Raw genomic sequence first — 26633 nt, 5'->3', positions numbered from 1 at the left:
ACTTTTTTGCTTTCTAAATACTAAACAAATGAACATAAAAAGAAAATAAAGTAATGAATACCCATGATATAACAAGTTATTCAGCACTGATTCCCCCCCAATTAAGAAATATTTAACGATTAGTATAACACGATATCTAAGACAAAAAAATTATATGAAAAAATTAATCTTTATCCCTTTAATTATGATCGCAATAATTGCGATTACGTCTTGCAAAAAATCTGCAACTGTATTCATTCCCGCTGGCAGCTTACTAGTCGCCAATAATGTGACCAATGGTGGGACGTTGACTTTCAATTCTGACAATTCAACAATAAGTAACAATGGTATAGGACAGTATCCGCTCTCTATTGGTATGAATCAAATTAATTTATACACTGCGGCAACCTCGACAGTACCGGCAGTAACTTATTATAAGCAACCGTTGACCATAACCAATTCAGACAGATACTCATTGTTTTTGGCTGGCACCTCGCTTACAGCCATAGATCCGGTATTAATCAAGGAAAGTTATATAAACCCAACAGATAGCTTATGCGGCGTACGTTTCATCAACCTGTCGCCCAACAGCAGTCCGATTAGCGTGAATATCACCGGGCAGACAAACGGTTCCGAAGTAAGCTCATTGGCATACAAAGCATACAGTAGCTTTAAACAATACCCGGCCAAAAAAGCAAATGCCAGTTATGCCTTCCAGATCAAGGATGCTACGACCGGAACAACGATCACCAGTTATACACTGACTACACCGCGTTTTCATAACGTCACCATTGTTTTGCGTGGTTTAGTCGGTGGTTCCCCGGCAGCAGGCGTCACTTTAGTAACCCATCCATAAATACTAATCATCTAACCTAACATACTACCTAAAATGAGGCATTTTTTAAAGGCTTTAGCGATAGCTCTGCTCTGTTTGTTCGCTTTACCAGTCAGCGCACAGATCAAACACGTGATACTGATCTCTATAGACGGTTTTCACCCAGATATGTATCTGGATCAAAGCTGGCCCGCGCCTAACCTGCGCGCATTGATGAAAAGTGGCACTTATGCGGATCATTGTTTAAGCGTATTTCCCAGCTATACCTATCCGAGCCATACCGCCATGATCACCGGCGCTTTTCCGGCCAGTAGCGGCGTTAACTTTAACCAGCCTATCGGCAGCAAGGGTGAATGGTTCTGGGATTATAATGCCGTGCGGGTTCCCGGCTTATGGCAGGTTCTAAAAAGCAAAGGAATGACCACCGCAGCAGTAGAATGGCCGGTCAGCGTTAATGCCCCGGTGACTTATAATATCCCGGAGGTATGGGCGGACGATCATCCGGACGACCGGGTAAGCGAGGCGCGAAACCATGCGACCCCTGGTTTAATAGCCGAAGTGGAACAAAATGCCACCGGCAAGCTGGACAGCACCAACTTTAATGACAACTATTTCAGTTTGGATGAAAACGCCGGTAGGGCCGCTGCCTATATTTTCCAGACCCGGAAACCCGCCTTTATGGCCGTGCACTTTGCCTGTGTTGATGGCGAGGAACACGAGTTTGGCAGGGACGCGGATTCTGTAAGATTGGCTTTGGCCGCCAATGACCGGGCCATCGGTGACATTTTGGAAGCTATTAACAAAGCTAAGTTGAAAGATAGCACGGTTGTCATCGTTACCGGCGATCACGGCTTTGCGACCATCAACCAGATTATGCGCCCAAACCGGCTAATCAAAAAAGTACCCGCCAAATTTATCGCTTCCGGCGGCAGCGCTTTCCTTTACCGCTATGCGGAAACTAAAGCAAGTGACGTCCCAGGCATCATTAAAGAGGTGACCGATAGCCTGAACGCGCTACCCAAGGATAAATGCAAATTGTTCCGGATCATTGACCGCAGAGAACTGGATAAAATGGGTGCCGATAAAGATGCCTTATTGGCCCTGACCGCACAACCCGGCCTGGTATTCAGTGGTTCGGTGGGTTCAGCGCAAACCACTAATCACGGGCCAGGGACGCTGATCCAACAAAACAAGCTTGATGGTTTATTTATACCCACCAGCGGCGGGCATCATGGCTATGATCCGAACATTGCCGAGATGTACACCGGCTTTATCATTGCCGGGCCAACCATTAACAAAGGCGGCCATATCAAAGAAATGCGCCTGGTAGATATGGCCCCGCTCATTTCAAAACTATTAAACCTTGAATTTCAAACGCCGGACGGGAAACCCGTGCCGGGAATTACTACACCATAAAATCAACAACTCATGAAAATCCAAAAACTATTTTTAATGTTCTTATTAACCGCGTTCAGTCGTTTAGCTTTTGCACAGGACGTCCCTGCCGATGTTTTTAAAGCGATCAAAAGCGATGATGCGGCCACACTGGCAAAACTGGTCACCAAAGACAATATCAATAACTGTTACCTGGAAGGCAGCTGGTCATATACCTTGCTATCCATTACTATCCGTTCCAGCGCCAAAAAATGCTTTGACCTGCTAATCGAAAAAGGCGCGGATGTGAACCATGCCTGCGAGGGTTATGTGCCGCCGCTGATGCATGCCGCCAAATACGGCAGCCTGGACATGGTAAAAACCCTGGTCGCCAAAGGCGCCGACGTAAGCTATACTTATCACGGCGATTACAGCTTTGCTGATGGTAAAAACCCAATCACCTATGCGGAAGATAATAAACAACCGGCAATAGCCGAATATCTGAGATCGGTAAAACCAAAGCAATAAGCTATTCATGCGAAAACTGATCATCCTGTTCCTTTTATCCGCTAGTGTGGTTGCCAGTGCCCAGCATCGTTTGAATACCAGCTATTCTGGCACAAACACCGACCATATCGCTTTCCCTATTGGCGGTATCGGCGCAGGTATGTTCTGCCTGGAAGGAACGGGCACAGTCAGTAATTTTTCGATCTTTCACAACCCGGCAGTTTTTAATGAACCGCCGGTCTTTGCCACCTTATCGGACGGCCACAAAGCGAAAGTAATAGAAGGCCCGGTACCCAATAGGAAGAAATTCGGAGCGCCCAACGCTGCGATGGGTGTGTATTATACGACCTGGGGCCTGCCCCGTTTCAGAAACCTGCAAAGCTTTCAAAGTCGGTTTCCCTTTGGAGAAGTTAAACTAAACGATAAAGACTGGCCGGTACAGGTTAAAATCACCGGCTGGAGCCCCTTTATCCCGACAGACCAGGATAACTCCGGCCTGCCCGCGGGCGCGCTGGAATATGCCTTTACCAATAACAGCAGCAAAACACGCCAATACACCTTCAGCTACAGCGCCAAGCTATTCAACGGCTTTAAATATATGTTAGCTGCGCCCGGCGGTTTTATCTTCCGCCAGCCCGGCGCTTCGCTGGCTATCTTTACCGATGATGCAGGCGCGCAAACCGACCGTTACTGGTACCGCGGCGAATGGGTCGATCCCATGACCGTTGCCTGGAAACATATTCAGCAAGGTATGGTCAGGGAAACCCAACCGCAGGAAGGCGGCACCGGGGCGACGATCAGCGTACCTGTTAACCTTAAACCGCATGAAAGTAAAACCGTCCGCGTCCTGTTCTGCTGGTATGTACCGAACAGTAACCTGCGCTTAATGGGCGAAGAGCCGGGAAAGCCTATTAAACCGGAAGATGCCTACCGGCCTTGGTACAGTTCCATGTTCAAAAATATGGACGAGGTGATCGCTTACTGGAAACACAATTACAACGACCTCAAACATAAAACAGAACTATTCACCAAAGCATTTTATAGCAGTACCCTGCCACCGGAAGTTACCGAGGCGGTAGCAGCTAATCTCAGCATCCTGAAATCACCCACCATTTTGCGCCAATACGATGGCCGTTTCTGGGCCTGGGAAGGCGGACAGGATAATGCCGGTTCCTGTCCCGGTTCCTGTACCCACGTCTGGAACTATGACCAGGCGCTGCCGCACCTCTTCCCCCAATTCTCCCGCAGCCTGCGCGAGAACGAGTTTAACGAGAACCAGGACAGCACCGGGCATCAAATGTTCCGTACCGCTTTACCCATCCGGCCTGCCGTTCATAACGTAGCCGCCGCCGCGGACGGGCAATTAGGCGGCATCATCAAAACCTACCGCGACTGGCGCATTTCGGGGGATGATGCCTGGCTCAAAAAGCTCTATCCAAAAATCAAGCAAAGCCTCGACTATTGTATCAAAACCTGGGACCCGACAGGCAAAGGCATCATCGAGGAACCGCATCATAATACCTATGATATCGAGTTCTGGGGACCGGAACCGATGTGTACCGGCATGTACTTAGGCGCGCTGGAAGCTTTTATTCAAATGTCCGCTTACCTGAAAGAAGATAACAGTATATACCAAACGCTATATGTTAATGGCAAACACTACCTCGAAACTAATTTATATAATGGCAGCTATTTCCAGCAGCATATCCAATGGACAGGCTTACAAGCGCCTGATCCCTTAGCGGCCTCTAAAACTTCGCTCTTGACCCGCTATGCGCCTGATGACTTGGATATATTACAAAAGGAAGGCCCGAAATACCAGTATGGCAGCGGCTGTTTGAGTGACGGCATGATCGGCCCCTGGCTGGCCCTGAATTGCGGACTGCCTTCTCCCATAAACGAAACCAAAGTCAGGTCACACCTGCAATCCGTCTATAACAATAATTTTCATACTGACCTGTCCGAACACAGCAACCCGCAACGGGTTACTTACGCCATCGGAAAAGAAGGCGGTGTCTTATTATGCACCTGGCCGAAAGGCGATAAGCCGTCGCTGCCCTTTACCCACAGCGATGAAGTATGGTCGGGCATCGAATATGAAGTCGCCAGCCACCTGATCTTTGAAGGCAAGGTCAGTGAGGGCCTTAACATTGTCAAAGCCATTCGCAAGCGCTATGACGGCAGCGTCAGAAATCCGTATGATGAATATGAATGCGGGCATTGGTATGCCAGGGCTTTAGCCAGCTATGCGTTGATCGAAGCTTTAACCGGCGTTCGCTATGATGCCGTAACTCAAACTTTATTTGTGAATAGCAAGGTTGGTGATTTCACCAGTTTTTTATCTACGGATACCGGCTTTGGTAATGTGCGCTATAAAAATGGAAAAGCCAGTTTAAATGTGGTTTACGGAAAGATTGAAGTCAAACAAATCAATATAAATAAAAGAATCATATGAAAGAGCAATTTGTGGTAAGCCTCAAAGCAGAGGACAGACCAGGTCTGTTACACCTGGTCACCGGCGTAATAGAAAAACGCTTAGTAAAGATCATTAGTTTAAGTTCAGCACCAACGGATATTCACGGTATGATATTAATTACCATTGAGGTGAATGGTGAAGAAAGTGTCTTAGCGCAACTGGCTTTCAAGCTGGAAAATATTATTGAGGTATTTTCCGTAGAAGTATCCCGGTACAGCAGTTATGTTTGTTTACGCGCCGCCTATTTTAAAGTGGATAAAACTTTCCTGGAAAGCCCCAAAGCAATAGCGATGTCGAAGTACGACACGACTATTGTCAAGTTTTACCCGGAAGCAATTCTATTAGCCAAATATGGCACAGATGAAACCATACTGAAACTTTATAATGACCTGGACGGCCCGCACTTATTAGGCTTTAGTCAAACAGGTTTAATTACAGATACTAAACTAATTGGTGAAGATCAGTCATCGGTCATTAACCGGCTGGCCGCCTAACGGCCATAGATAATTATGAAAAAATTATTAACGATCATTTTATGCCTATTTGTTGCAGGAAAAGTATTTGCACAGATCGAGCATCCTGTTAAATGGGCTTATGCCGCTAAGCGCGCCGGGAAAAACGAAGCAACAGTTATGCTAAAAGCTACCATCGAGGACGGCTGGCATATCTATAGTGCTTACCAGGAGCCGGGTGGGCCTGTTAAAACTTCGTTTGTTTTTGATGTATCAAAGGATTATGGATTTATAGGAAAAATCACCGAACCGACACCAGTAACCAAATTCGAGCAAGTCTTTAACATGAAGGTCAGCTATTTTGAAAGCGCGGTGATTTTCACACAAAAGATCAGTTTAAAATCGCCGCATCCGACAGTTAAAGGAACGCTCACTTTTATGGTGTGCAATAAAAAAAAGTGCCTGCCGCCGGAAGATATCAACTTTGAAATACCTGTAAAATAACAATAAACCACTATTAATTTCTGCAAATGCTTTCTACTCCAACCAAAATAAAAGATAAAATAAATACCCTTTGGCAGCGTGTGGGTAATACTCCTATGATCGAGATAACTTATAGCTATCGCGGCGGCCCTGAGCAAAAAATATTGGCCAAGGATGAGCGGTATAATACGTTAACAGGAAGCATCAAAGACCGAATGGCGCTTTATATTATCCAGAAAGCCTACGAGCAGCAACTGATCAGGCCGGGTGATATGATCGTGGAGGCCACTTCAGGGAATACCGGAATTGCCTTTGCTTTTATAGGAAGTGTTTTAGGTAACCCGGTTAAGATCTTTATGCCGGATTGGTTAAGCAGGGAGCGAGTTGAACTCATTAAAGGCAATAAGGCGGAATTACAATTGGTCAGCAGGGAAGAAGGCGGCTTTTTAACCTGTATCCGGCTGGCTGAGCTGATGCAGCATAATGAACGCGTTTTTTTACCCCGGCAATTTGAGAATGAATATAATGTGGAAGCGCATAGGGAAACCACCGGGCGCGAGATCGGGCATCAACTGCTGCTTATGCAAATCAAACCCGATGCGTTTGTGGCGGGTGTCGGGACAGGCGGCACTATAATGGGGGTAAGTAAATTTTTAAAATCCTTATATCCCGGAATGAAAGCGCATCCCCTGGAGCCTGCGGAAAGCCCTACACTATCAACAGGTGTGAAAGCAGGCAACCACCGCATACAGGGGATCAGCGATGAATTTATACCCGCTATTGTAGACCTCAAAGATTTAGACAAGATCATTCAGGTCAACGACGGCGATGCGATACTGATGACGGAAAAGCTGGCCCTGGAACTGGCACTCCCGGTCGGTATTTCATCCGGTGCCAATTTGCTCGGCGCGATTAAGATACAACAGGATTTGGGCAAGGACAGCGTAGTAATTACCGTACTTCCTGATAGTAATAAAAAATATTTGAGTACCGATTTATTTGATGATGAACCGGAAAAAGACGGTTACATCAGCCCGGAAGTCAAACTATTACAATGCAGGACTTTAAAAACAAATTAAGCGTTATGCGCAACCTGGAAATATCTTCTGCCGATCACGGTTTGCTGCTTTACCGCATCGACTTTCTGCCTTTTGACGAGGCACAGGAGATCAGAGAAGTTTTTATAAAAACCTACGGTGAATATTTAGATCAGGTGTTTAAGCTTCAGGAAATATGCAAGGCTTATGAAGCACTCAGTAATTGTATTAAATCAAGGGTTCCTCTAAGCGAAAGCGACCGGCAGAGAGAATGTATAATTAAAGAAATTGCGGACTACCGCAAAAGGAAGTTGATAGTAAGTAGTTGACAGTTAGTTAAAAAGTGTAAAGGTGGCCCCTGTGCGGGGCTGCTTTTATTTAAAACGAATGAAAACAGCATTAAAAATTGGCTTAGTTCTATTGGTTCTTTTTATCATCCGGTTTATCGCCTGGTTGATCAAAGACTTTAAGAAAAACGGTCACTAATGCTTTTACATACGCGCTTGTTCTTTATCGTCGTCATACGTTAATGATAAGATCAATTAATAAATTTGAGAAGAGCGCCCGGCGTAGCGCGGCGGGTAGCTTTTTAATAGGTAAAGTCCCGGAAATACGGGAGATTACTTTTTTGGATGCCAATGTTTGTATTATGAACAAGCTCGGAAAACAATTGAAAGCATATCGTTTACAACATGATTTGAGTCGTGAGGATGTGGCATTGATGTTGAACATTCCGGTCGGTTTATACGAGGAGATGGAAAGTGACATTGCCGAAACAAGTTTAAAGCATTTGCTGACGCTATGCCGGTATTATGATATTAAACCGGATGTCTGGCTAAATTATTCACCGGAAGCGGTTGAAACTCCGCCGGTCATTACGGAACCGGTTCCTGTTAATGAGGAGAGTATCCCTGCCGGGGAATTGGTTTTTGAAGATGAGGAAGAGGACGACGATTTTCCATCATTGTATAATCTCGACCGCTCGAAGCGCACGATAAATGCAAAGGAGGTCATCGAGACATACAAAAAGCAGGGAACGGAGCTTTCAGAAGAAGATGCCGAAAAGATATCGGACTTTATGTATCAGATGGCGCAGATATCCCTTAAGCAGGCTATGCGCCAGGTGAGGCGGGATAATAAGTTGGAGCGGTACCCGAAAGGCTATCCGCTCAGCGGGAAAAGTTTTACCTGCTGGCTTTGTCATCATGGCGGTGACGGGCGGATGTGGTATGACCGTTTTGGCCTGAAATGTATGCCCTGTCAACATGCAGTTGAGCAGGGTATTGTGCCGGGTGAGATCACGCAGGACGATACTTTGTTTTATTCTGAGTTTGACCTAGAGCATTATTTTAGCCTGAAGGGAAAAGCCTTGCGGGAATGGATCAAAAAGGGGTTGTTGAAACCGCGAACGATTACGCGTGAGAATGGCAAGAGTAAACATTACCAAGTGTTTTTGATGAGTGAGCACGAAGGTTTTTTGCCGCCCATCAAAATGATGCGGATCGGCGGCTTGGTCGAAGACGAGGAAGACGGGAAGAAGTTTTACCGCAGCAGTCAATGGTACGAACATGTTGACCCTTTTGAATACCTGAAGGATTATGGCATTATCAAGTACATGAAATATAAAGAAACGCCTCAAAAAGAGGATGAAAAAAAGGATGAACTTAACTTAGAAGAATGAAAAAATAAAAAAGATAAATTAAAATATATGCTTTCTTAAAGCTTCCCTCCATAACATCATACCGGCAAGGTCTATAAAAGAATAAGGTGGAAGCAAGTTAGAGTCCGCAAAAACGTGGGCATGATTTGCGCTACCTTATTCTTGACCTTGCCGGGCCGATGTAAGAGAGCCTCCTGGTCATCGCCCGCGTTTCCGCGAACTAATTAATGACCACGGTCTTTTCCCCGGAGATCGACCTCAAATCTATCTATATGAACTTATTTAACACGCAAATGCACTGGCTTACCGCCGTATTCATTATTATTGAATCGTATCTTTTTGCGGTACAGCTTTTTCACTTTCTGAACCAGCCGCAAGACCGGCGGCGCTTATGGTATCTTATTTTATTGGGCTTATTGATCAAGTTTAATATCGCCAACGGTCTGTTCCCTGATCCTTCATGGCGAATGGATATTAAGCTTCAGAATATGATCGCCTACGGGTTTGCCTACCTGATGGGTGCTTACTTCCCGTTCTATTTTTATAAGGCTTACAGGTTACAACAACTGCGCTTTCATGCGACCTGGGGCGTATTTCTTTTCTTAATCCTGCCCTACCTGCTCTTTGATGTGATACTATATGCCTTAAACGACAAATTGATACCTGACCGCGAACTTGGCGTACTCATTCCGGGGACTTACGGGCTTGTTGTTCTGGCTGTCATGTTACGCGCCATTATAAAGAAGCACAAAGATGGAGGCGATATAGCGCAATACCGTTGTGAGTTGCTGGTTTGGTTCACCGTGTTGCCCTGGGAAGCAATGTCCGTATTTGCGTTCTATCCCGCTCCGCAATGGTTGCGAATTGGGTTAAGCAACCTGGGCTGGCTGGTAATTACCATTCTCCAATTTGAAAAAGGAATAAGATCCAATCACCATCGTGACCGAAAGCTAAAGGAACTGACCCGTCAGATCACCACAGAAGAATACGAGGCGGCCTGCCGCGCCCTGCCCATCAGCGAGCGGGAACTGGATGTGGCGCTTTTACTCCGCGAAGAACTAACCACCGCGCAGATGGCAGAGCGCCTCTTTATCGCGCCGAATACAGTCAAGGACCATATCACTGCTATCCTGAAAAAGACCGGCTGCCACGACCGCAAAGAACTGCTTGCCCGGCTTCTGACCCCACCCCCGCCGCCTGCGGGAAACTAATTTCCGACCCCTGTATGATCCAATTTCCGACCCTGCGCTGATTGGAATTTTCCAAAATAGCTTCCAGTTTTGCCTTTAATCATTGGTTAAAAAAACAAGGCTTATGGAGAAAATTTGACGCATTCCTGCCCGAGTAAAAGAACCGCCGGTGAACAGGCTACGGCAGGGTTTATAACAATGTAAAGATAAGTGCTATGGAAGACTTTATGAACCATGAACATGCCCGGCTCCAGGAAACGCTGGGCGAGATTGCCCTGACCTCCGAAACTCCGCTGCAATGCGCGGAACGCTCCTACAACGCCGCGCAGCAAAGCCTGCAAAAGATCAAGGAGTTTATCACCACCTATACCTTTTACGACCAGGCGGAAGAGATCCGCTTCTTTAAAGTATTAAAACCCCAATTCTTAAAACAACTGATCTATTACTGGAAGCTTTTCCATATCGAGGCTGAGAAACTCCGGCAAGACGGCAAAGAGCTGAAAGCCTGGTATAAGCAAAAGATCGAACATATTAACCTGTGCTTCCAGCAAAATCATCATTTCCACCTCTATTGCCGCCTGTCGCGGAGCGACAAGGACGAGCGTTATTTTACCCGCGAAGCGGACGGCTACGAAGTCCTGCCGGAATATTCGCTGGAAATCGACAAACAGTTCTGCACCGTACACAGCCTCAAGCTGGCCAAACTCCAGGCTTACGAAATGCTCAGCGAATACCTGCACTCCAAACTCTACGCCCTGCAAAATCCCTCCCTGACAAAGTTGAATGACCGTCCAGACGCCAACTGGACGGATTCCAAGGTCGACCTGATCGAACTCGGCTATTCCATTCAATCACGCGGTTCGGTCAATAACGGCAAGGCCGATGTCAAGCTGGTCATGACCGCCCTGGAGTACGCCTTTAATATCAGCACCGGTAATTATTACGCCGTTTTCCAGCAGAATATCCGCATCCGCAAAAAAAGCCGCACGGTCTATATTGACAAGCTGAAAGACGCCCTTGACAACCGTATGGACGATACGGATGAATGAAAAAAAAACTATTAGCTAATACCGCAGTAGCAAAAACCTAATTCCGGCCGGTGCAACTTTGCCTCTGTAATCGCCGGGGAAATGGATCACCGGCGGCAAATCAAAAGCATATGTTACAAGGGATATCATGGAGCGCGTACCTGGAAGCAGCAATAATAGTGACCGCCATTTATTACGCCTGCGTTGCTGCTGTTTTTTATCGCACCGAATTTAAAGCACTGCTGCAACCCAAAGCGAAAGCAGCAACATATGCTGTGACAGATGGCAGCGACAAAACCGCCGCCTTTGAAAACCTCGAATCCCTGGTACACGAAATAGACAGCATCCTGGAACAGGCAGGCAACCAGGCCACGAAAGATCAGCTGCTCCCGCAGCTGAAGGCAAAGCTGGCAAGCTACGGCGGGCTACGCCAGCCTGCCTACCGGGCTGCTGTCTTTAATCATATTATCAAACAAGCAGAAGAAATAAGCGGGATCCGGATCAGCGAAGAGGAACTGGCGGGATAGCACGATCCGGGCACCGCTTATAAATTAACGAACCAATAAAAAAAGAACAGATGAAGCCAACGAAGAATGAAAGATTAGTAGGGAAAGCATGGCTGATTACCCTTGTGATTTGCTTTTGCGAAATGCTCGCAGATGTTTATAAAGCTTACGCCCAGACAGGTGACGGGAACGCCGGTATTTCAGCAGCTACCAACTCGGTCAAAGGTTATTTCGCCTCGGGCACCAGTTTAATGTACGCCATCGGTGCCATTGTGGGACTGGTCGGCGCCGTGAAAGTGTATAACAAGTGGTCGGCGGGAGAACCGGACACAGCCAAGGTAGCCAGCAGTTGGTTCGGCGCCTGTATCTTCCTGGTCGTGGTGGCTACGGTGCTTAAAAGCTTTTTCGGGGTATAGTAAAAAATGATGAACGATGAACAGGCCATTACCAACAGTGGATATTGCAGGCACCGCATTTTATGTAGATGTGCTGCACGAGGAACTCCGGCAAAAGGATAACCCGGAGAACCGGTTCTCCTTTAACGTCTTCGACCAGGACGGAGACGGTTATACCTTCCTGTATGACCGCAAGCGAAAGAACGTCCCGGAAAACCGCGAACAGATGGAAGACAGCTTCCAATGGGTAACGCTTCCGGCACTCATGGAGCTGGATCCGGAGGGCATCGCACAGAAGTATCATATACCGCTGGAAATACTCTGCCCGGAACGCGTCGGTTCAGACGAGGATGAGGAAGATGACGATGGTTTTAACGATGACTTGCTATGACGGAACTAACCTACGGTATCAACAAAGGCATCAACCGTCCGATAGAATTTCGCGGACTGAAAGCGCAGTATATCTATTACCTGGCTATTGGACTCGCTATCCTGCTCGTCGACTTCGCCATCATGTATATCTGTAAGCTGCCTGTGTATCTCTGTGTAGCCGTGGTTGGCCTCGCCGGGTCAGGCTTATTCTTCGGGGTGTACCGCTACAGTCACAAATACGGTGAACACGGTCTGATGAAAGCCATCTCGTTCCGGCAGGTGCCCGCGGCCATTAAATGCAGAACAAGGAAACTATTTAAACGATTAGGGAAATGACGATCATACTCATTATAGCAGGTATTGTGCTGGCAGCAGTCATGTTGCAGAGCAGGGATGCGGCGGATAACAGCCGTGATCTCGAAAAGCTGCTGCCTGTCTGGAAAACGGAGCAGGACTGCATTCTATCCAAGAACGGTGATGTGACGGTAGTGCTGAAAGTTACATTGCCAGAGATATTTTCACTGTCCAATGAGGACTACGAAGCCCTGCATTTCGCCTGGTTAAAGGCGATCAAAATATTACCGACCGGCGCGGTAGTGCATAAACAGGATTGGTTCATTGAATCCAGCTACAAGGCCAATTTCTCGGAAGAAAGCCCCAATTTCTTAATGGGCAGCAGCGAACGCTTTTTTAACGAACGGCCTTATCTCGATCATGAATGCTATTTAATGGTCACGCTAAAACCCAAAGACCGGAAACCGGCCAGCTCAGCGTTTTCCAACCTGCTGCGCAAAAACATCGTGCCGCCCGAAACGCTTGACCGCAAACTCCTTCAGCAGCTCCAGGACAGCGTGGGGCAGTTTCGCCGGATTCTGGCCGACAGCGGTTTTGTGCAAACAGAAAGGGTAAAACAGGAAGAACTGACCGGAATGAATAGTCAACCGGGATTATTGGAGCGTTATCTCTTTCTGCTGGACAGGCAGCAGTCCCCTGTGCTGAAAGACATTGTCTTTAAACCTGACTGGAAGATCGGCGAGAATTACTGCCAGCTCTATATGCTGGCCGATACCGAACACATGCCCGGAACCTGCAGCCCCCGTGTCAATTATGATAAATACTCATCCGACAAAACGAAGTTCTCGGTGGGCTTCGCCACACCTGTCGGCCAATTATTACCTGTCAATCATATCTATAACCAGTATATGGTCATCAGCGACGCGCCAAAGACCATTAAACGGCTGGAAAGCAAACGCGCCCGTTTGCAGTCGCTGTCCATGTACAGCCGGGAAAATAGTATTGGCCGGGATGCTGTCGCTGACTTCCTGAACGAGGCCATCTCGCAGGGCAGGCAACCGATCAAGGCGCATTTTAACCTGCTTTGCTGGACGGATAAAAAAGATGAATTGAAAGAGCTCCGCAACCAGACCGCCTCGGCATTATCCCGGATGGAGGCCATACCGCACCAGGAAACGCACGGCGCACCGCAATTATGGTGGGCGGGCCTGCCCGGCAACGAGGGCGACCTGCCGGAAAATGAAACCTTTGATACGTTCGCCGAACAAGCCGCCTGTTTCCTCAATATGGAAACGGCCTATAAATCCTCCAACAGCAGCTTTGGTATCCGGCTTGGCGACCGGCTGACCGGGGTGCCGGTTCATGTCGACATCAGCGACGAACCTATGCGGCGCGGTATTATTACCAATAGAAACAAGATCGTGATCGGCGGCTCGGGTTCGGGTAAATCGATGTTCATGAACCATTTGCTGCACAGCTACGTACAGCAGGGCGCCCACTGCATCGTGGTGGATGTCGGCCACAGTTATGAAGGGCTTTGCCAACTGCTCGGCGGTTATTATTTTACTTATAGCGAGGAAAACCCGATCAAGTTCAACCCATTTTATATCGCGCCGGGTGACGTTTTAGACACTGAGAAGAAAGAGAGTATTAAAACGCTATTGGTCGCCTTATGGAAACATAGTGACGAAACGTTCCGGCGTAGTGAATACGTGGCGATATCCAATGCATTGCAGTCCTATTACGTTTACCTCGACAACAATCCGGACGTGTTTGCCTGCTTCAATACTTTCTTTGAATTCCTGCAAAACGACTTTGTAAAGGAACTGGAATCGGATGGCGTCAAAGACCGGGATTTCGACCTGCATAATTTCGTCTATGTGCTGCGGCCTTATTATAAAGGCGGCGAATTCGACTACCTGCTGAACGCGACCGAAAACCTGGATATGATGGAGCAGCCCTTTATCGTGTTCGAGATCGACACGATAGCAGGGCATCCTACTTTGTTTCCGGTCGTGACCCTGATCATTATGGAGATGTTCATATCAAAAATGCGCAAGCTGAAAGGCGTCCGCAAAGTGATCTGCATCGAGGAAGCCTGGAAAGCCATTGCCCGCAGCGGTATGGCTGAGTTTATGAAGTATTTGTATAAAACGGTCCGGAAATACTTCGGGGAAGCCATCACCGTAACGCAGGAGATCGACGATTTGATCAGCTCGCCGATCATTAAAGAGGCGATCATTAACAACGCCGACTGCAAGATACTGCTGGACATGAAAAAGTTCCAGAATAAGTTTGACGCAGTGCAGGCTGTGATGGGTATGACAGATAAAGGGCGTCAGCAGGTGCTCTCTATCAATAAGGCCAACGACCCCGACCGGAAATACCGCGAGCTCTATATTGAATTAGGCAACCAGCTGATGAAAGTCTACCGTTACGAGCCATCAGTAGAGGAATACTACGCCTATTCCACCGAACAAACCGAAAAGTTGAAAGTACAGGAATATACCAGGAAGTATGGCGACATCCGCAAAGGCTTAACCGCGCTTGCAAGGGATCTGGCCGCATAAATAATAAGACCATGAAAAAGATCATCACGATAATCGTATTTATCATCACGCTGCTCCGCTGCTGCGCCGTACCGCAGGTGCAGGCGCAGATACCAGGCGTAAGTATTATTACGGGCCTCATCAGCAAAGTCATCAGGGCCATCGACCTGCAGATTCAAAAACAGCAAAACCAGGTGATCTGGCTGCAGAACGCGCAAAAGACGCTGGAAAATACGATGTCGCAACTAAAACTGAATGATATCTCCCAATGGGCGGATAAGCAGAAACAACTGTACGCAGATTACTTCAACGAACTGAAAAAGGTAAAAACGGCTATTACTACTTATACGGAAGTAAAAGACATGATCAACCGGCAAAAGCAACTGATCAGCGAGTATAATACCACCTGGAATGTAATCAAACAGGACAATCACTTCACTCCGCAGGAGCTGCAATATATGTATAGTGTCTATTCCGGTATCCTTTCGGAAAGCCTGAAAAATATCGAGCAGCTTGATCTGGCGGTGACCAACCTGACCACCCAGATGACCGATGGCAAACGGCTGGAGCTGATCCATCGCGCTGATAAAAGCCTGGATAAGAACGTCAGCGATATGCGCAGCTTCAACGACCGCAATATCCGCCTCAGCCTGGCAAGGGCGAACGACGAGCAGCAAGCTGCGGAATTGAAACAATTATATGGTGTACAATAAAAGTTAAGACAATGAAAAATTATGTAAAAACCGGTATTATCCTCCTGCTGCTACTGGCAGCACTGGTTACCTCCGCACATGCGCAGTTTTTAGGTGGCTTTTTTAGCCAGGGCGCAACGCAAAATCAATACTTGGAACAGCAGATCGCCGCTCTCCAGGTCTATGACGGCTATCTGCAAAAAGGTTATTCGATTGCCAAAGAAGGCACGGGCGCGATCAGTACAATCAAAAACGGCGACCTCAACCTGCATACCGGTCATATCGATAGTCTGAAGATCGTCAGTAGTAGCGTCCGGAATTATTCTCGCGTTAAGGGCATTACAACTTTACAGCAGCAGATTATTACCGCCCACAATAATGTTTATCCGCAACTGACCAAAAGCAAACAGTTTACGCCAGCCGAGCTCACTAATTTTAATACGATTTATCAATCGGTGCTGCAGCAATCCCAAACCGATCTGGAAGAACTGCAGCTGGTCATCACCAACGGTAAACTGTCGCTCACCGATAATGAACGGATCTCCAGGATCGACAAGCTGTACAAGGAAATGCAGAATTTATACGGTAAGGAACAAAGACTGAATAACCAGGCGCTTGCTTTGGCGGCGCAACGCAGCCGCAAAAGCAAGGACAATAAAACGCTGAAATCCTTATACGGACAATAAGCGGATAGCCGGTATAAAAATAGTGATAACAATAAGTGAAGGCGATATGATGAATATAATATCACTGGGTCTTGGTGTGCAAAGCACAGCCCTTTACCTGATGTCCAGTATGGGCGAATTACCGAGGGCAGACTTCGCTATTTTTTCAGATACGGGGAAAGAGGGTAAAAAAACGTATGCCTATCTGGATTTCCTGCTGGACTGGAAAGAAAAAAATAGCGGGATACCGATCATCGTGCTCAGGGAACGGAATCTGTACGCCGATCTGCTTAACACACAAGGTAACGGCCGCTTTACATCCATTCCCGCGTTTACCCAAAATGAGAATGGCTCGGTGGGTATGCTCCGGCGGCAATGTACAGCCGATTACAAGATCACCGTGGTGGATAATTATATCAGGGATCACATATATCGGCTGCCCAAAGGTGCAAGACGGCCCCAAACCGCGGTATGGCATGGCATCACCCTGGATGAGATCGAACGCATGTCCGAGCCGCGGGAAGCCTGGAAAATCAATACCTATCCTTTCCTTGGCCATGCGGTGCATAAGAACGGGAATACGGATAAATTGGATTGGGCTAAATCGATGGACAGGAATGAGATTGTCCAGTGGTATCAAAAGCACGGTTTGCCGGTACCGCCCAAATCAAGCTGCGTGTTCTGTCCTTACCAGTCAGACCGTTCGTGGGCGATGAAGAAAAAGAACGCGCCCGAAGATTTCGCAGCCGCAGTTAAAGTGGACGAGGCCATCAGGAACAGCACCCGCAAGGGTATCAAAAACCCTGTTTACCTGCACCGTTCCTGCAGGCCATTATCCGAGGTAGTATTTAATATCAAACAGGACGAGGAATGGGGTGAATGTTCCGGTAACTGCCATATCTAAAGGCAAGGACGAAAGCGAAACAAATCTTCCCAAACCCGCATCGCGGGTTTGGGAAGAACGGAATGCAGACAAATGAAAAAAGATAACATAAGGTAATGGCCAGGCTGCAATATGCAGCTACAACTGGATGCCGCCGGACGGCGGCGTGGATGGGAACGACAATTAAAACAGGATATGAAAAAGTTAATCTATGTATTGATCATTATGCTGGGTCTCGGGCTTTCTGATAAAGCATTCGGTCAGGCGCAGGACATTGAACAGTTGACGCTGGACATTGAAAAGCTGGCCCAGTTCAAGCAGATACTGGCCGATATGAAAAAGGGTTATGACGTTATCAGCTCGGGTTATTCCACGATCAGCGGCATTTCGCAGGGCACGTTCAACCTGCACCAGAGTTTCCTGAACGGACTATTGGCAATAAGTCCCCCTTTAAAAGCTTACAGCCGGGTAGCGCAGATCATCACCTGCCAGGAAACCATTTTGTCGGAATACAAATCGGCTTACAGCAGCTTCAAAAACGGCGGCCGGTTTACGCCGACAGAGATCAGCTATATGGGAACGGTTTATAAAAACCTGTTCAACCAAAGCGTCAACAATTTAAGTGCGCTGACCATGGTCATGACATCCAGCCAGCTGCGGATGAGCGATGACGAGCGCTTACGGCAAATTGACGGGATCGACAAGGACATGCAGGATAAGCTTTCCTTTTTACGGAGCTTCAATAACCGGCAGGCCGCCCTGGACACACAGCGGGCGCGTCAGCAGCAGGATTCGAAAAGTCTGCAGCAACTATATGTTCCGCAGTAATAAGCCTTAAAATAAACCGGAGTAAAACATTTAAATAGAATATAGTATGAAAAAGATCATGGTTTTAGCCGTAGCTTTTTTGCTGGTGCCGATGCTCTCAAATGCGCAGGGATTTGGCGCCGAAGTCACCGGTCTGAACGGTGAGTTGGATAAGCTATTTAACCAGATGTTGCCCTTATGCAGCCAGCTGATTGACGTAGGACGCGCCATAGCAGGCTTTGCCGCCCTATGGTATATCGCCCTGCGGGTATGGAAACATCTGGCGCGTGCAGAAGCCATCGACTTTTATCCTTTGTTGCGGCCATTTGCCATCGGCATCGCCATTGCCGGTTTTCCTGCACTGATCAATTTGATGAATGGTGTACTGTCACCGACCGTTGCAGCTACCGCCGCGATGGGACAGCACAGCCAGGATGCGATCACCTGGCATTTGCAGCAGGAAGCCAAAGCTGCAACGCAAACACCGCCCGGAATTTATAATAGCGGGCAGGATAATAACTATGAGAAATACCAGCAGCCGGACGGCACGACGGCCGCCAATGGCCAGTCAAATGACATGGGCAGCACCTTCGGATTCTTCGGGTTAAAGAGCATGTTTCAGAGCTTTATTAAGAACGTGGTGCAGATACTGTATGAAGCGGCTTCCTTGTGCATTAATACGATACGCACGTTCTACTTAATCGTCCTGGCCATCTTAGGCCCGCTGGTTTTGGGCCTGAGCGTATTCGATGGTTTCCAGCATACGCTTGCCAGCTGGTTCGCCCGCTACGTACATGTCTATATGTGGCTGCCGGTAGCTAATATCTTCGGAGGCATTATCTCTACGATTCTGGCTAATATGATCACGCAGGACCAGGATTTCTATTCAAGTTCGGTCTATGTCGTCTTTATGATCATCGCCATTGTGGGCTATTTTACCGTGCCGACCGTAGCCGGTTATATTATACAACCCGGTGGCAAGGATACCTTGCTGCACAAAGTTTCCAATATGTCCGGCCAGGGCGCATCCGCAGGCGCTTCGGCGGCAGGCACGGCAGCAAAAGCATTAATTTAAAGGAGGTAGTATGTTTCAACAATTCAAAAATATCGAAACCGCATTCAAGCACGTCAGGCTGTTCACCTTTGTGCTGATCGCCGCTGCTATGGCCATCTGTTGCTATACGGTAACCGAAAGCTACAAAATGGTAAGCAAAGCGCAGGGACGGATTTATCTGCTGGCTAACGGAAAAGCTCTGTCCGCTTTATCGGCCGAACGCAAGGATAACGTGGATGTGGAAGCGCGCGATCATATCAAGATGTTCCACTACTATTTCTTTACGCTCGACCCGGACGATAAAGTGATCGACAACAATATTAAACAGGCGCTTTATCTCGCGGACGCTACTGCGCAAAAGCAATACGAAGACCTGAAGGAAAACGGCTATTATTCATCGGTCATCGCGGGAAATATCAGCCAGCAGGTGGATATAGACAGCGTCCAGCTGAACCTGCAGAACTATCCTTATTATTTCAAATACTATGCGACCGAAAAGATCGTCCGGCCCACGGCCATCGTCACGCGGAGCCTGGTCACAGAGGGCTACCTGCGTAACGTCAGCCGCAGCGAAAACAATGCGCACGGCTTCCTGATAGAACGCTGGCGCATACTCGAAAACAACGACAAAGACCTGCAAAAAAGATAAAGCGATGTGGAAATTAAAAACTAAAAAGGAGCAGCAATCGCGGCCTTACAGGGATGCTATTGCCCGGATAATCGCGGAAAAGATCATTGCGCTGCAGCAATGCATAGTGCGTTTGCTGCAACAATGCGAACGTCGGTATTCGGTTGCGCAGAAGAAAATCTTGTTTTTGCTCTTCTGTATGCTATGCAGCGCCTGGTGCAGCCATCTGTTTTTTCATGCCTTGTCCGGAAAAGCGAATATACCGCTATCCTTTGGCCACGTTCCGCCGGTTACCAAGCCGCCACCGACCGTGCGCCCTAAAGACAGCATTCAAAAATTTAATCACCAATAAAAATCCTTATGGAACATTCAGAAAAATACCTCAAAAAAAGAAAAGCCCTGCTGGTACTACCCTTGCTGGCCTTACCCTTCGTAACGCTGGCATTCTGGTCGCTGGGCGGCGGGAAGGGCGTAAACCAGGCCCAGGCGCAGGAAAAGCCGGGCATTAACACATCCCTGCCATCCCCACAACTTTCCGGCGCTTCGCTGGACAAGATGAGTTTGTATAACAAGGCCGCCATCGATTCTCAAAACTTAAAAAACCAATTGAGCCGCGACCCGTTTGCCGGTGATACCATTCCCGGCAAGACCGATACCAGCCACCTGAAGCATGGCGGTATAACAGGCCCTAATTATTCCGACCCTAATGAAGCCAAGGTGCGAACAAAGCTGGCACAATTAGAACAAAGTTTAAATCAGCCACAGTCACAACCTACTCCTGTAAATAATGCCCATGATCCCGCCATCGACGCGCAGCTCGCCCGTTTGCAGCAATCCATGCAGCAACTGAGCGGAAATAACGAACCGGACCCGCAAATGCAGCAGATGAACGCCATGCTGGAAAAAGTGCTCGATATCCAGCATCCGGAACGCCTGCAGCAGCAACTACGCCAGCAATCCCTGAAAAATAAAGGTCGCGTTTACCCGGTCACCGGCCCGGACGAAATACCGCATAGCGGATTTACAACGACCGGCTTTTATGGCCTGGATGATAACGCCGTTGCCGACTCATCCGCATTGCCGGCGATACCTGCCGTAGTACAGGAAACGCAAACGGTCACAACCGGCGCCACCATCAAATTACGCCTGACCGAAGACGTGATGGTCAACGGTACACTGATCCCCAAAAACAACTTTGTGTACGGCAGCTGTAACATCGACGGCGAAAGGCTAAAGATCAGCATTACGGGTATCCGGTATAATAACAGTGTCTTTCCAGTCGGACTGTCTGTTTATGACCTGGATGCGCTGGAGGGCATCCGGGTGCCAGGTGCCATTGGCCGCGATGCCAGTAAAGAAGGTGCAGACCGCGGCGTGCAGAGCATGCAGCTCATGAGCCTTGACCCTTCATTGGGCGCGCAGGCCGCCAGCGCGGGTCTGGAAGCGGTCAAAGGTTTTGCCAGTAAAAAGGTCAAGCTGGTCAGGGTAACGGTAAAAGCCGGTTACCCGGTGCTGTTGCTCGACGGCAAAGCGAAACAGGATTCAGGCAATTGATCAAATTAAACATTTAAACATGAAATACTTACTGATTATAGCGGCGCTATGCGCCTCCCTGAGCGCCACGGCGCAGCAAACCGACAGCATCAGCAGCAAAGCTGTATTGCCGTCTTACCACCTCGATATCACCACGCATAAAACGACCTTGCTGATCTTTCCGGCGGCCATTCAAAGCGCAGACCGCGGCGACAAATATGTACTGGCCGAGAAGGTAAAAGGTGTGGATAACGCACTTAAAGTGAAAGCAGGCCAGAAAGGATTTGAGCCGAGCAACCTGCATGTGATCACCGCTGAGGGCAACGTTTACGATTTTAATGTGAGCTATGCCGATCAGCCCGCTTACCAGACCGTCGATTTGCGCAAACAGCCGCCATTTGCGGCTGCTACGTTTGATGGCGTTTCGCTGAACAGCAGGCAACTGGAAGATTATGCGGGCATCGTAACCGGCAGCTATCCGTTTTTAAATGGTGTTCATTACCGTAAGCACGGTATGGATTTCAGGTTGGACGGTATCTATATCAAGGACGATGTGCTGTTCTTCAGCTACAAGGTAAAGAATACCACCGCCATCCGCTACGATACCGGTTCTCTCCGCTTCTACATCCGCGACAAGGATAAAGCCAAAAGAACCGCCGAACAGGATAAGGAAATATCGCCGCTCTATGTACAACATACGGGAACTGCCGAAAATGATAAAGGAGAAACCATCGTGGCGGCTTTCGCAAAGTTCACTATAGCCGAAAATAAGAACTTCGTGACCGAACTGATGGAACAGGGCGGTGACCGTAACCCAACCTGCAAACTGGACCAGGACAAGCTCCTGCAGGCAAAAACGCTTGTGCACTAAACACCGGGCCCTATGGAAAACGCATTGCAAACGTCCAGGCCGGAAACGCTGATGAGCGAACTCAGTAACTGGAATCAGCAGGAGAACAAGTTCGGGGCGCTGTTCGGGCAGGAGGCACTCAAAGACCGCGAGTTCCTGAAGATGAAGCTGGAAAACTACGATCAGCTTTATTACAAATATAACGGCAAGGCGCAAACGCCCGATGAAAAGGCCATGATGACCATGCTGCGCTTCCAGCGTCGAAAAATGGAACGTTCGCTGTATCCGGGATTATTGCGGAGAATACTGCACCGGGGACGCGCAAGGTTAAGGGCCATGTGGACCGGTAACCGGGAAAACGTAACCATCAACCGCGAGCAGGCTAACCGGCAGGCCGTTAACCTGCCGCCACTGGGACGCGACACGAAGCCAGAACAGCAACAGCAACAACAGGCTACTGTAAGGCAGATGACGCCCGTGTCCAAATACGCGCATCAAAACAACCGGCAGAAAAACAACCGATCAAAAAAGCACCGGAAAGGCCGGTCGATTTAAAAACTAAAAAACAAGGGATTATGAACACAGAAGAATTAAAAGAAGGCTTATACCGCAAAGGATTCGGTGAAAGCCTGAACAGCCAATTAGATGAAGCGATCAAATCCGGGAAGCCGGAATTCCAACTGGAACATGCAGTAAAGATCGGCGAAGACGATGTCAATTATAAACTGCATTTCCGCCGGGACGATGAACGCGACAAAGTCTATTTTAATAAATATGATGTCGCCATTACCAACCCGGACAGGAAGGTAACCGAGCATACTTTCCCGACCGAGAAGCTGATCACCGCTATGGAGGCTTACCGCCTGCTTACGCACGGCGAACTGGTGGCCGTTAACAAGAACCTCTACAATAAGGAAGGCCAGCAGTACAATACCTGGATCAGCATCGACACAACCGGCAAGAAGGACGATTATAACAATTATCCGGTCAACAGCTACCACGAGAACTATTACCAGAAACAGCCTTTTGAACTGAAGGATTCGCTGAAAAAACTGTCCGTACCTGTGAAGGAACTGGAGAATCCGCAAACGCTGGAAAGGATAGAGAAATCGCTGAAAAAGGCCAACCTGGTGCCGGTTACGATTATGGTTAACGGCGAGCAAACCAGCGGCACGCTGGCCGTTAACCCTAAGATCGGCCGGGTCGATCTTTATGACCAGGACATGCGGCTCGTGGAAAGGCAGCAGCAAAAGGCCGAACTCAAAGCAGAAACGCCCGGACAAAACCAGGACGATCTAAAAAAAAAGCCCTGGGAGAACCAGCGGGTGAACTGGGAGTCGAAGAACCAGCGGAAGGGGATGTCGATCTAAACCCAGCAGCCGATGAAACCGGAGCAAATTAAAAAATACACGCAGGCATCCGAAGACGGTACTATCCCCGACTATGACAATCCCATATTCCTTTTTTCTATTTCTTCTACCAAGTTACTGGTTATGGGACTGAATAAGGAGTTCAGCTTTGCGGAACTGGCAAAAATGGAACTGGAAAATCGTGGGCTGAATTTGAAAGGCGAATGGGTCGGCTTTAACCGGCAGTTGGGCAGGAAAACGCCTGCCCGGAAAAAAGGGAAGCATTTGTAACTCTAATAAATGAACCATGACAACGGAACAGATCAATAAATACAAGCAGGCAGCCAAAGACGGCAGCCTGCCCAACGAGGAAAACCCGCTTTTCCTGTTTTCTACCACCAGCACCAACTTGCTGGTAAAATTATTAGGCAAGGAGTTCAACCTCGCCACGCTTGTTCGCATGCAATTGCGCGAACGGGGGGTCAATGATAAGGGCCAGTGGATCGGCTTTGAAAGAGCCATGCAGCAAATGCCAGGCACCGCCGCCAAAAAACAACCGGCAAAGCCAAAGCCTCTCATTGAAAATAAGTCATGAACGAAGCCGAAAATCTCGACAGGCTGATGGCCAGCTTGGTTGAGTTAGGCTTTCACCGGCCTGATCTGTATAGTTACCTGGAAAGTTTTGGAGATACTGATATTATTCTTCTCCGGCAGCAGGAAAGGATCGGCGATGACCTGATGAACTATCAGCTGACCATTAAACGACGGGAAGAAACCGGAGAGCTATTCCCGGAATCCTACCAGGCGATGTTGTTAAAAACACATCCCATACCGCATGGGAAATTCGGTGAGATCGATACATCGGAGCTGGAAAAACGGATGAAGGGCACTGACTGGCAAAATTACGTTCAGCAGGTCATGGCAGGTGATTCGAAGGTCAGCAAAATCTTCGACGATGTTTTCGAGCTGTCGCTGAACCATAGTCATCAGGCTAAAGATATTGCCAGGCGATTGAAACTGCGTTACTGGCTGAATACGCCCATCGAAAAGCATTTGCAGGTGACAACCTATGCGCCCGATTATGAAAAAACGCGGCACTTCGATCTCAAAGGCGACTTTTCAGATATCTCTGCCAGAGAGGCTTATAACCTGCTATCCGGCAGAGGTGTGCTGAAATTCTATCAGAAGGAGAATGAGCCTACGAATCTTTATACCCATTGGAAGGCAATTGACAATGGAAAGCTTATAAAGTTGCCTGACTATGATTTTATGAAGCTGCTGAAGCAATTGCCAATAACGGAAATGCAACTGGACCGCACCGGGCCGCAACTGATCTACGACCTGATCCGGGGAGAACGTTCCCCGGTCAGCCTCCTCAAAGACAACCTGCTGGTGTCTGCCTTTATAGAAGCCAATCCGCGTGAACAATCGCTGGCGCTATATAACAGTAAACTGGAGAAGATTGAACTGAACGAGTTTTTACCAAACCAACCCCGGCAGGTTAAACTGCTACCCAAAATAACCGGCCCAAGGCGAAAGCCGGGCAAAAATAAAGGCCGGTCGATCTGACCGCCTCTCATTTTCGTGAACAAGATAACGTGAAGTATGGAACAAAAGAAAATGAAACCGCCATTAACCTATTACGGCGGAAAGCAAAACCTAGCGCCTTTAATCATCTCGCTGATTCCCGAGCACATCCTTTATGCCGAGCCATTTACGGGCGGCGGCGCCATATTCTTTCACAAGCCGCCGTCAAAAACGGAAGTGATCAATGACACCAACGGCGAGCTCATGAATTTCTACCTGGTCACCCGGGATCAGTTCGCGCCGCTGCAAAAGATGATTCAGCGAACCCTGCACTGCCGGAACTCCTTCCGGCAGGCTGAGGTCATTTATAACAACCCCGACCTGTTCGATGAGGTCAGACGGGCTTGGGCCGTCTGGGTGATCTGCGCGCAGGCTTTCTCGGCCAAGATGGACGGCCCCTTCGGTTTTGACAAGACCGACAACACCACCTCCAAGCGCATCGCCAACAAGCGGAACAATTTTACGGAGGAATATACCAGGCGTTTGGAAATGGTGCAGATCGAGCATGCCGACGCCTTATATATCATCCAAAGCCGGGATCACGAAGGCGCATTTTTTTACTGCGATCCGCCCTATATCGGCTCCAACTGCGGTCATTACAAAGGCTACACGGATGCCGATTACGAGGCGCTGTTGCGCCTCTTAGCGGGCATAAAAGGCAAATTCCTCTTGTCGTCCTATCCAACTGATATACTCGACCGGTACATCAAGGAAAATGGCTGGCATTCGATAAAAAGAGAGTTGTTTGTAACGGTCAACGCCAAAGGCGGTAACCCCAAAAAGAAGACGGAAGTATTGACTGCCAACTATCCCTTGGACAAACCTATTTAACACTATGGGAGAATATGTGAATTATAAAGGTAACGAGATCAAAGTCGGCACGATGGATAATCTCTACTATGTAACCTACGAAAAATATTCCAGGGCCTTAGCAGCAGGGCTGCTGTCCAAACTGGACGGTAGCTCAGCACCGGCAGAATATGCACGGCCGGATTCGGGCTTTTGTTTCCGCTTCCCCTTTCCGGACGAAGACAAACTGCCTCTCGGAGATATTGGCCGCTCTGATTATAACAGGGGATTGCCGGTAAAAATTGACCCCGGCATCTACAATGGCGCCGGTGACGGGAGTTTGAAAACGGTCGAGATCGTGCAGCAGAAACTGGTACACCGTGAGCAGGATGGTAAACTGATCCTCGCCCTGCTGTTACGCGATCCTGCCGATGGCAATAAATTCCGGATCGAAGATGATGCGTTTATCGGGAAGTTTTGCCGCGAGATCATCCGGAACCATGTAATGAACGAGAAAGATAAAGCGAAGAAGGAAGCGTACAGACAGGTCGCGTCCATCATATCGAAAGGCTATCATCATAGTCTGCCGAAGAAAAAAACACAAATAAAAAGACGCGGCAAAGGATTGCGGTGATCTGCCGCTGCAATGGAGCAAAGAT

The 26633-nt window shown here is 48.2% G+C and carries 32 protein-coding genes; all 32 read left to right on the top strand.

Annotated features, from left to right (window positions below; translation table 11 throughout):
• Positions 1–154: 154 nt before the first annotated feature.
• The 32 genes from HB679_RS13935 to HB679_RS13780 all read left to right on the top strand — a co-directional run bounded on the left by HB679_RS13935 (position 155) and on the right by HB679_RS13780 (position 26608).
• Positions 155–835, top strand: coding sequence for a DUF4397 domain-containing protein (locus tag HB679_RS13935; RefSeq protein WP_214072612.1), 681 nt, complete (start codon positions 155–157; stop codon positions 833–835).
• A gap of 33 nt (positions 836–868) precedes the next feature.
• Entirely contained in the window at positions 869–2230 is a 1362-nt protein-coding gene (locus tag HB679_RS13930) for an ectonucleotide pyrophosphatase/phosphodiesterase (protein ID WP_214072611.1), read from the top strand.
• Between the two features lie 12 nt (positions 2231–2242).
• Positions 2243–2716, top strand: a complete 474-nt coding sequence (locus HB679_RS13925; protein WP_214072610.1) for an ankyrin repeat domain-containing protein — start codon at positions 2243–2245, stop codon at positions 2714–2716.
• A gap of 7 nt (positions 2717–2723) precedes the next feature.
• The gene (locus HB679_RS13920; protein WP_214072609.1) at positions 2724–5150 is read left to right on the top strand and encodes a GH116 family glycosyl hydrolase; all 2427 of its coding nucleotides are present in this window, start codon (positions 2724–2726) and stop codon (positions 5148–5150) included.
• On the top strand, positions 5147–5665 hold the full coding sequence (locus HB679_RS13915) for a hypothetical protein (RefSeq protein ID WP_214072608.1): 519 nt from the start codon (positions 5147–5149) through the stop codon (positions 5663–5665). Before HB679_RS13920 ends, HB679_RS13915 begins: the two co-directional genes overlap by 4 nt.
• 15 nt (positions 5666–5680) lie before the next feature.
• Positions 5681–6127, top strand: coding sequence for a protein-disulfide reductase DsbD domain-containing protein (locus HB679_RS13910; protein WP_214072607.1), 447 nt, complete (start codon positions 5681–5683; stop codon positions 6125–6127).
• Between the two features lie 26 nt (positions 6128–6153).
• Positions 6154–7185, top strand: a complete 1032-nt coding sequence (locus tag HB679_RS13905; protein ID WP_214072606.1) for a PLP-dependent cysteine synthase family protein — start codon at positions 6154–6156, stop codon at positions 7183–7185.
• Positions 7161–7472 (top strand): hypothetical protein, encoded by a 312-nt coding sequence (locus HB679_RS13900; protein ID WP_214072605.1) that lies wholly within the window; start codon positions 7161–7163, stop codon positions 7470–7472. Before HB679_RS13905 ends, HB679_RS13900 begins: the two co-directional genes overlap by 25 nt.
• A gap of 200 nt (positions 7473–7672) precedes the next feature.
• On the top strand, positions 7673–8824 hold the full coding sequence (locus HB679_RS13895; protein WP_214072604.1) for a helix-turn-helix transcriptional regulator: 1152 nt from the start codon (positions 7673–7675) through the stop codon (positions 8822–8824).
• A 251-nt stretch (positions 8825–9075) separates the two neighbouring features.
• Positions 9076–10014, top strand: a complete 939-nt coding sequence (locus HB679_RS13890; protein WP_214072603.1) for a helix-turn-helix transcriptional regulator — start codon at positions 9076–9078, stop codon at positions 10012–10014.
• A gap of 194 nt (positions 10015–10208) precedes the next feature.
• Positions 10209–11042: an RteC domain-containing protein gene (locus tag HB679_RS13885; protein ID WP_214072602.1), complete on the top strand. Its 834-nt coding sequence runs from the start codon at positions 10209–10211 to the stop codon at positions 11040–11042.
• Positions 11043–11152: 110 nt separating this feature from the next.
• The gene (locus HB679_RS13880) at positions 11153–11548 is read left to right on the top strand and encodes a hypothetical protein (RefSeq protein WP_214072601.1); all 396 of its coding nucleotides are present in this window, start codon (positions 11153–11155) and stop codon (positions 11546–11548) included.
• A gap of 122 nt (positions 11549–11670) precedes the next feature.
• Positions 11671–11943 (top strand): DUF4134 domain-containing protein, encoded by a 273-nt coding sequence (locus HB679_RS13875; protein ID WP_255547623.1) that lies wholly within the window; start codon positions 11671–11673, stop codon positions 11941–11943.
• 16 nt (positions 11944–11959) lie between these two features.
• Positions 11960–12313 carry a hypothetical protein gene (locus tag HB679_RS13870; protein ID WP_214072599.1) on the top strand — a complete coding sequence of 118 codons (354 nt, stop codon included), beginning with the start codon at positions 11960–11962 and terminating at the stop codon, positions 12311–12313.
• Positions 12310–12630 (top strand): DUF4133 domain-containing protein, encoded by a 321-nt coding sequence (locus tag HB679_RS13865; protein WP_214072598.1) that lies wholly within the window; start codon positions 12310–12312, stop codon positions 12628–12630. Before HB679_RS13870 ends, HB679_RS13865 begins: the two co-directional genes overlap by 4 nt.
• Positions 12631–12671: 41 nt before the next feature.
• Positions 12672–15158: a TraG family conjugative transposon ATPase gene (locus HB679_RS13860; RefSeq protein ID WP_214072849.1), complete on the top strand. Its 2487-nt coding sequence runs from the start codon at positions 12672–12674 to the stop codon at positions 15156–15158.
• An 11-nt stretch (positions 15159–15169) separates the two neighbouring features.
• Positions 15170–15850 (top strand): conjugal transfer protein TraI, encoded by a 681-nt coding sequence (locus tag HB679_RS13855; protein ID WP_214072597.1) that lies wholly within the window; start codon positions 15170–15172, stop codon positions 15848–15850.
• Positions 15851–15861: 11 nt separating this feature from the next.
• Complete coding sequence (locus HB679_RS13850; RefSeq protein WP_214072596.1) at positions 15862–16515, top strand: hypothetical protein; 654 nt, start codon at positions 15862–15864, stop codon at positions 16513–16515.
• Between the two features lie 46 nt (positions 16516–16561).
• On the top strand, positions 16562–17398 hold the full coding sequence (locus HB679_RS13845) for a hypothetical protein (protein ID WP_214072595.1): 837 nt from the start codon (positions 16562–16564) through the stop codon (positions 17396–17398).
• A 174-nt stretch (positions 17399–17572) separates the two neighbouring features.
• Positions 17573–18205: a TerB family tellurite resistance protein gene (locus tag HB679_RS13840; protein WP_214072594.1), complete on the top strand. Its 633-nt coding sequence runs from the start codon at positions 17573–17575 to the stop codon at positions 18203–18205.
• A gap of 46 nt (positions 18206–18251) precedes the next feature.
• A complete protein-coding gene (gene traJ / locus HB679_RS13835) occupies positions 18252–19259 on the top strand; it encodes a conjugative transposon protein TraJ (protein ID WP_214072593.1) in 1008 nt (335 codons plus the stop codon).
• Between the two features lie 10 nt (positions 19260–19269).
• A complete protein-coding gene (gene traK / locus HB679_RS13830; protein WP_214072592.1) occupies positions 19270–19887 on the top strand; it encodes a conjugative transposon protein TraK in 618 nt (205 codons plus the stop codon).
• A gap of 4 nt (positions 19888–19891) precedes the next feature.
• The gene (locus tag HB679_RS13825; RefSeq protein ID WP_214072591.1) at positions 19892–20218 is read left to right on the top strand and encodes a hypothetical protein; all 327 of its coding nucleotides are present in this window, start codon (positions 19892–19894) and stop codon (positions 20216–20218) included.
• A gap of 8 nt (positions 20219–20226) precedes the next feature.
• On the top strand, positions 20227–21420 hold the full coding sequence (gene traM, locus HB679_RS13820; RefSeq protein WP_214072590.1) for a conjugative transposon protein TraM: 1194 nt from the start codon (positions 20227–20229) through the stop codon (positions 21418–21420).
• A gap of 19 nt (positions 21421–21439) precedes the next feature.
• Positions 21440–22270 carry a conjugative transposon protein TraN gene (traN, locus tag HB679_RS13815; RefSeq protein WP_214072589.1) on the top strand — a complete coding sequence of 277 codons (831 nt, stop codon included), beginning with the start codon at positions 21440–21442 and terminating at the stop codon, positions 22268–22270.
• Positions 22271–22282: 12 nt separating this feature from the next.
• Positions 22283–22804, top strand: coding sequence for a hypothetical protein (locus HB679_RS13810; protein WP_214072588.1), 522 nt, complete (start codon positions 22283–22285; stop codon positions 22802–22804).
• Between the two features lie 20 nt (positions 22805–22824).
• Positions 22825–23619 carry a hypothetical protein gene (locus HB679_RS13805; protein ID WP_214072587.1) on the top strand — a complete coding sequence of 265 codons (795 nt, stop codon included), beginning with the start codon at positions 22825–22827 and terminating at the stop codon, positions 23617–23619.
• Between the two features lie 12 nt (positions 23620–23631).
• Entirely contained in the window at positions 23632–23889 is a 258-nt protein-coding gene (locus tag HB679_RS13800; protein WP_214072586.1) for a hypothetical protein, read from the top strand.
• Between the two features lie 16 nt (positions 23890–23905).
• Positions 23906–24193, top strand: coding sequence for a hypothetical protein (locus HB679_RS13795; protein WP_214072585.1), 288 nt, complete (start codon positions 23906–23908; stop codon positions 24191–24193).
• A gap of 26 nt (positions 24194–24219) precedes the next feature.
• Entirely contained in the window at positions 24220–25167 is a 948-nt protein-coding gene (locus tag HB679_RS13790) for a hypothetical protein (protein ID WP_214072584.1), read from the top strand.
• Positions 25168–25203: 36 nt separating this feature from the next.
• Positions 25204–26016 (top strand): DNA adenine methylase, encoded by an 813-nt coding sequence (locus tag HB679_RS13785; RefSeq protein ID WP_214072583.1) that lies wholly within the window; start codon positions 25204–25206, stop codon positions 26014–26016.
• Between the two features lie 4 nt (positions 26017–26020).
• Positions 26021–26608, top strand: a complete 588-nt coding sequence (locus HB679_RS13780) for a hypothetical protein (protein WP_214072582.1) — start codon at positions 26021–26023, stop codon at positions 26606–26608.
• Positions 26609–26633: the final 25 nt, after the last annotated feature.

It is taken from the genome of Mucilaginibacter sp. dw_454, from assembly GCF_018449775.1.
GTDB lineage: Bacteria > Bacteroidota > Bacteroidia > Sphingobacteriales > Sphingobacteriaceae > Mucilaginibacter.
Note: the sequence above shows the minus strand (reverse complement) of the source record. Positions and strands in the feature narration are given on the sequence as shown.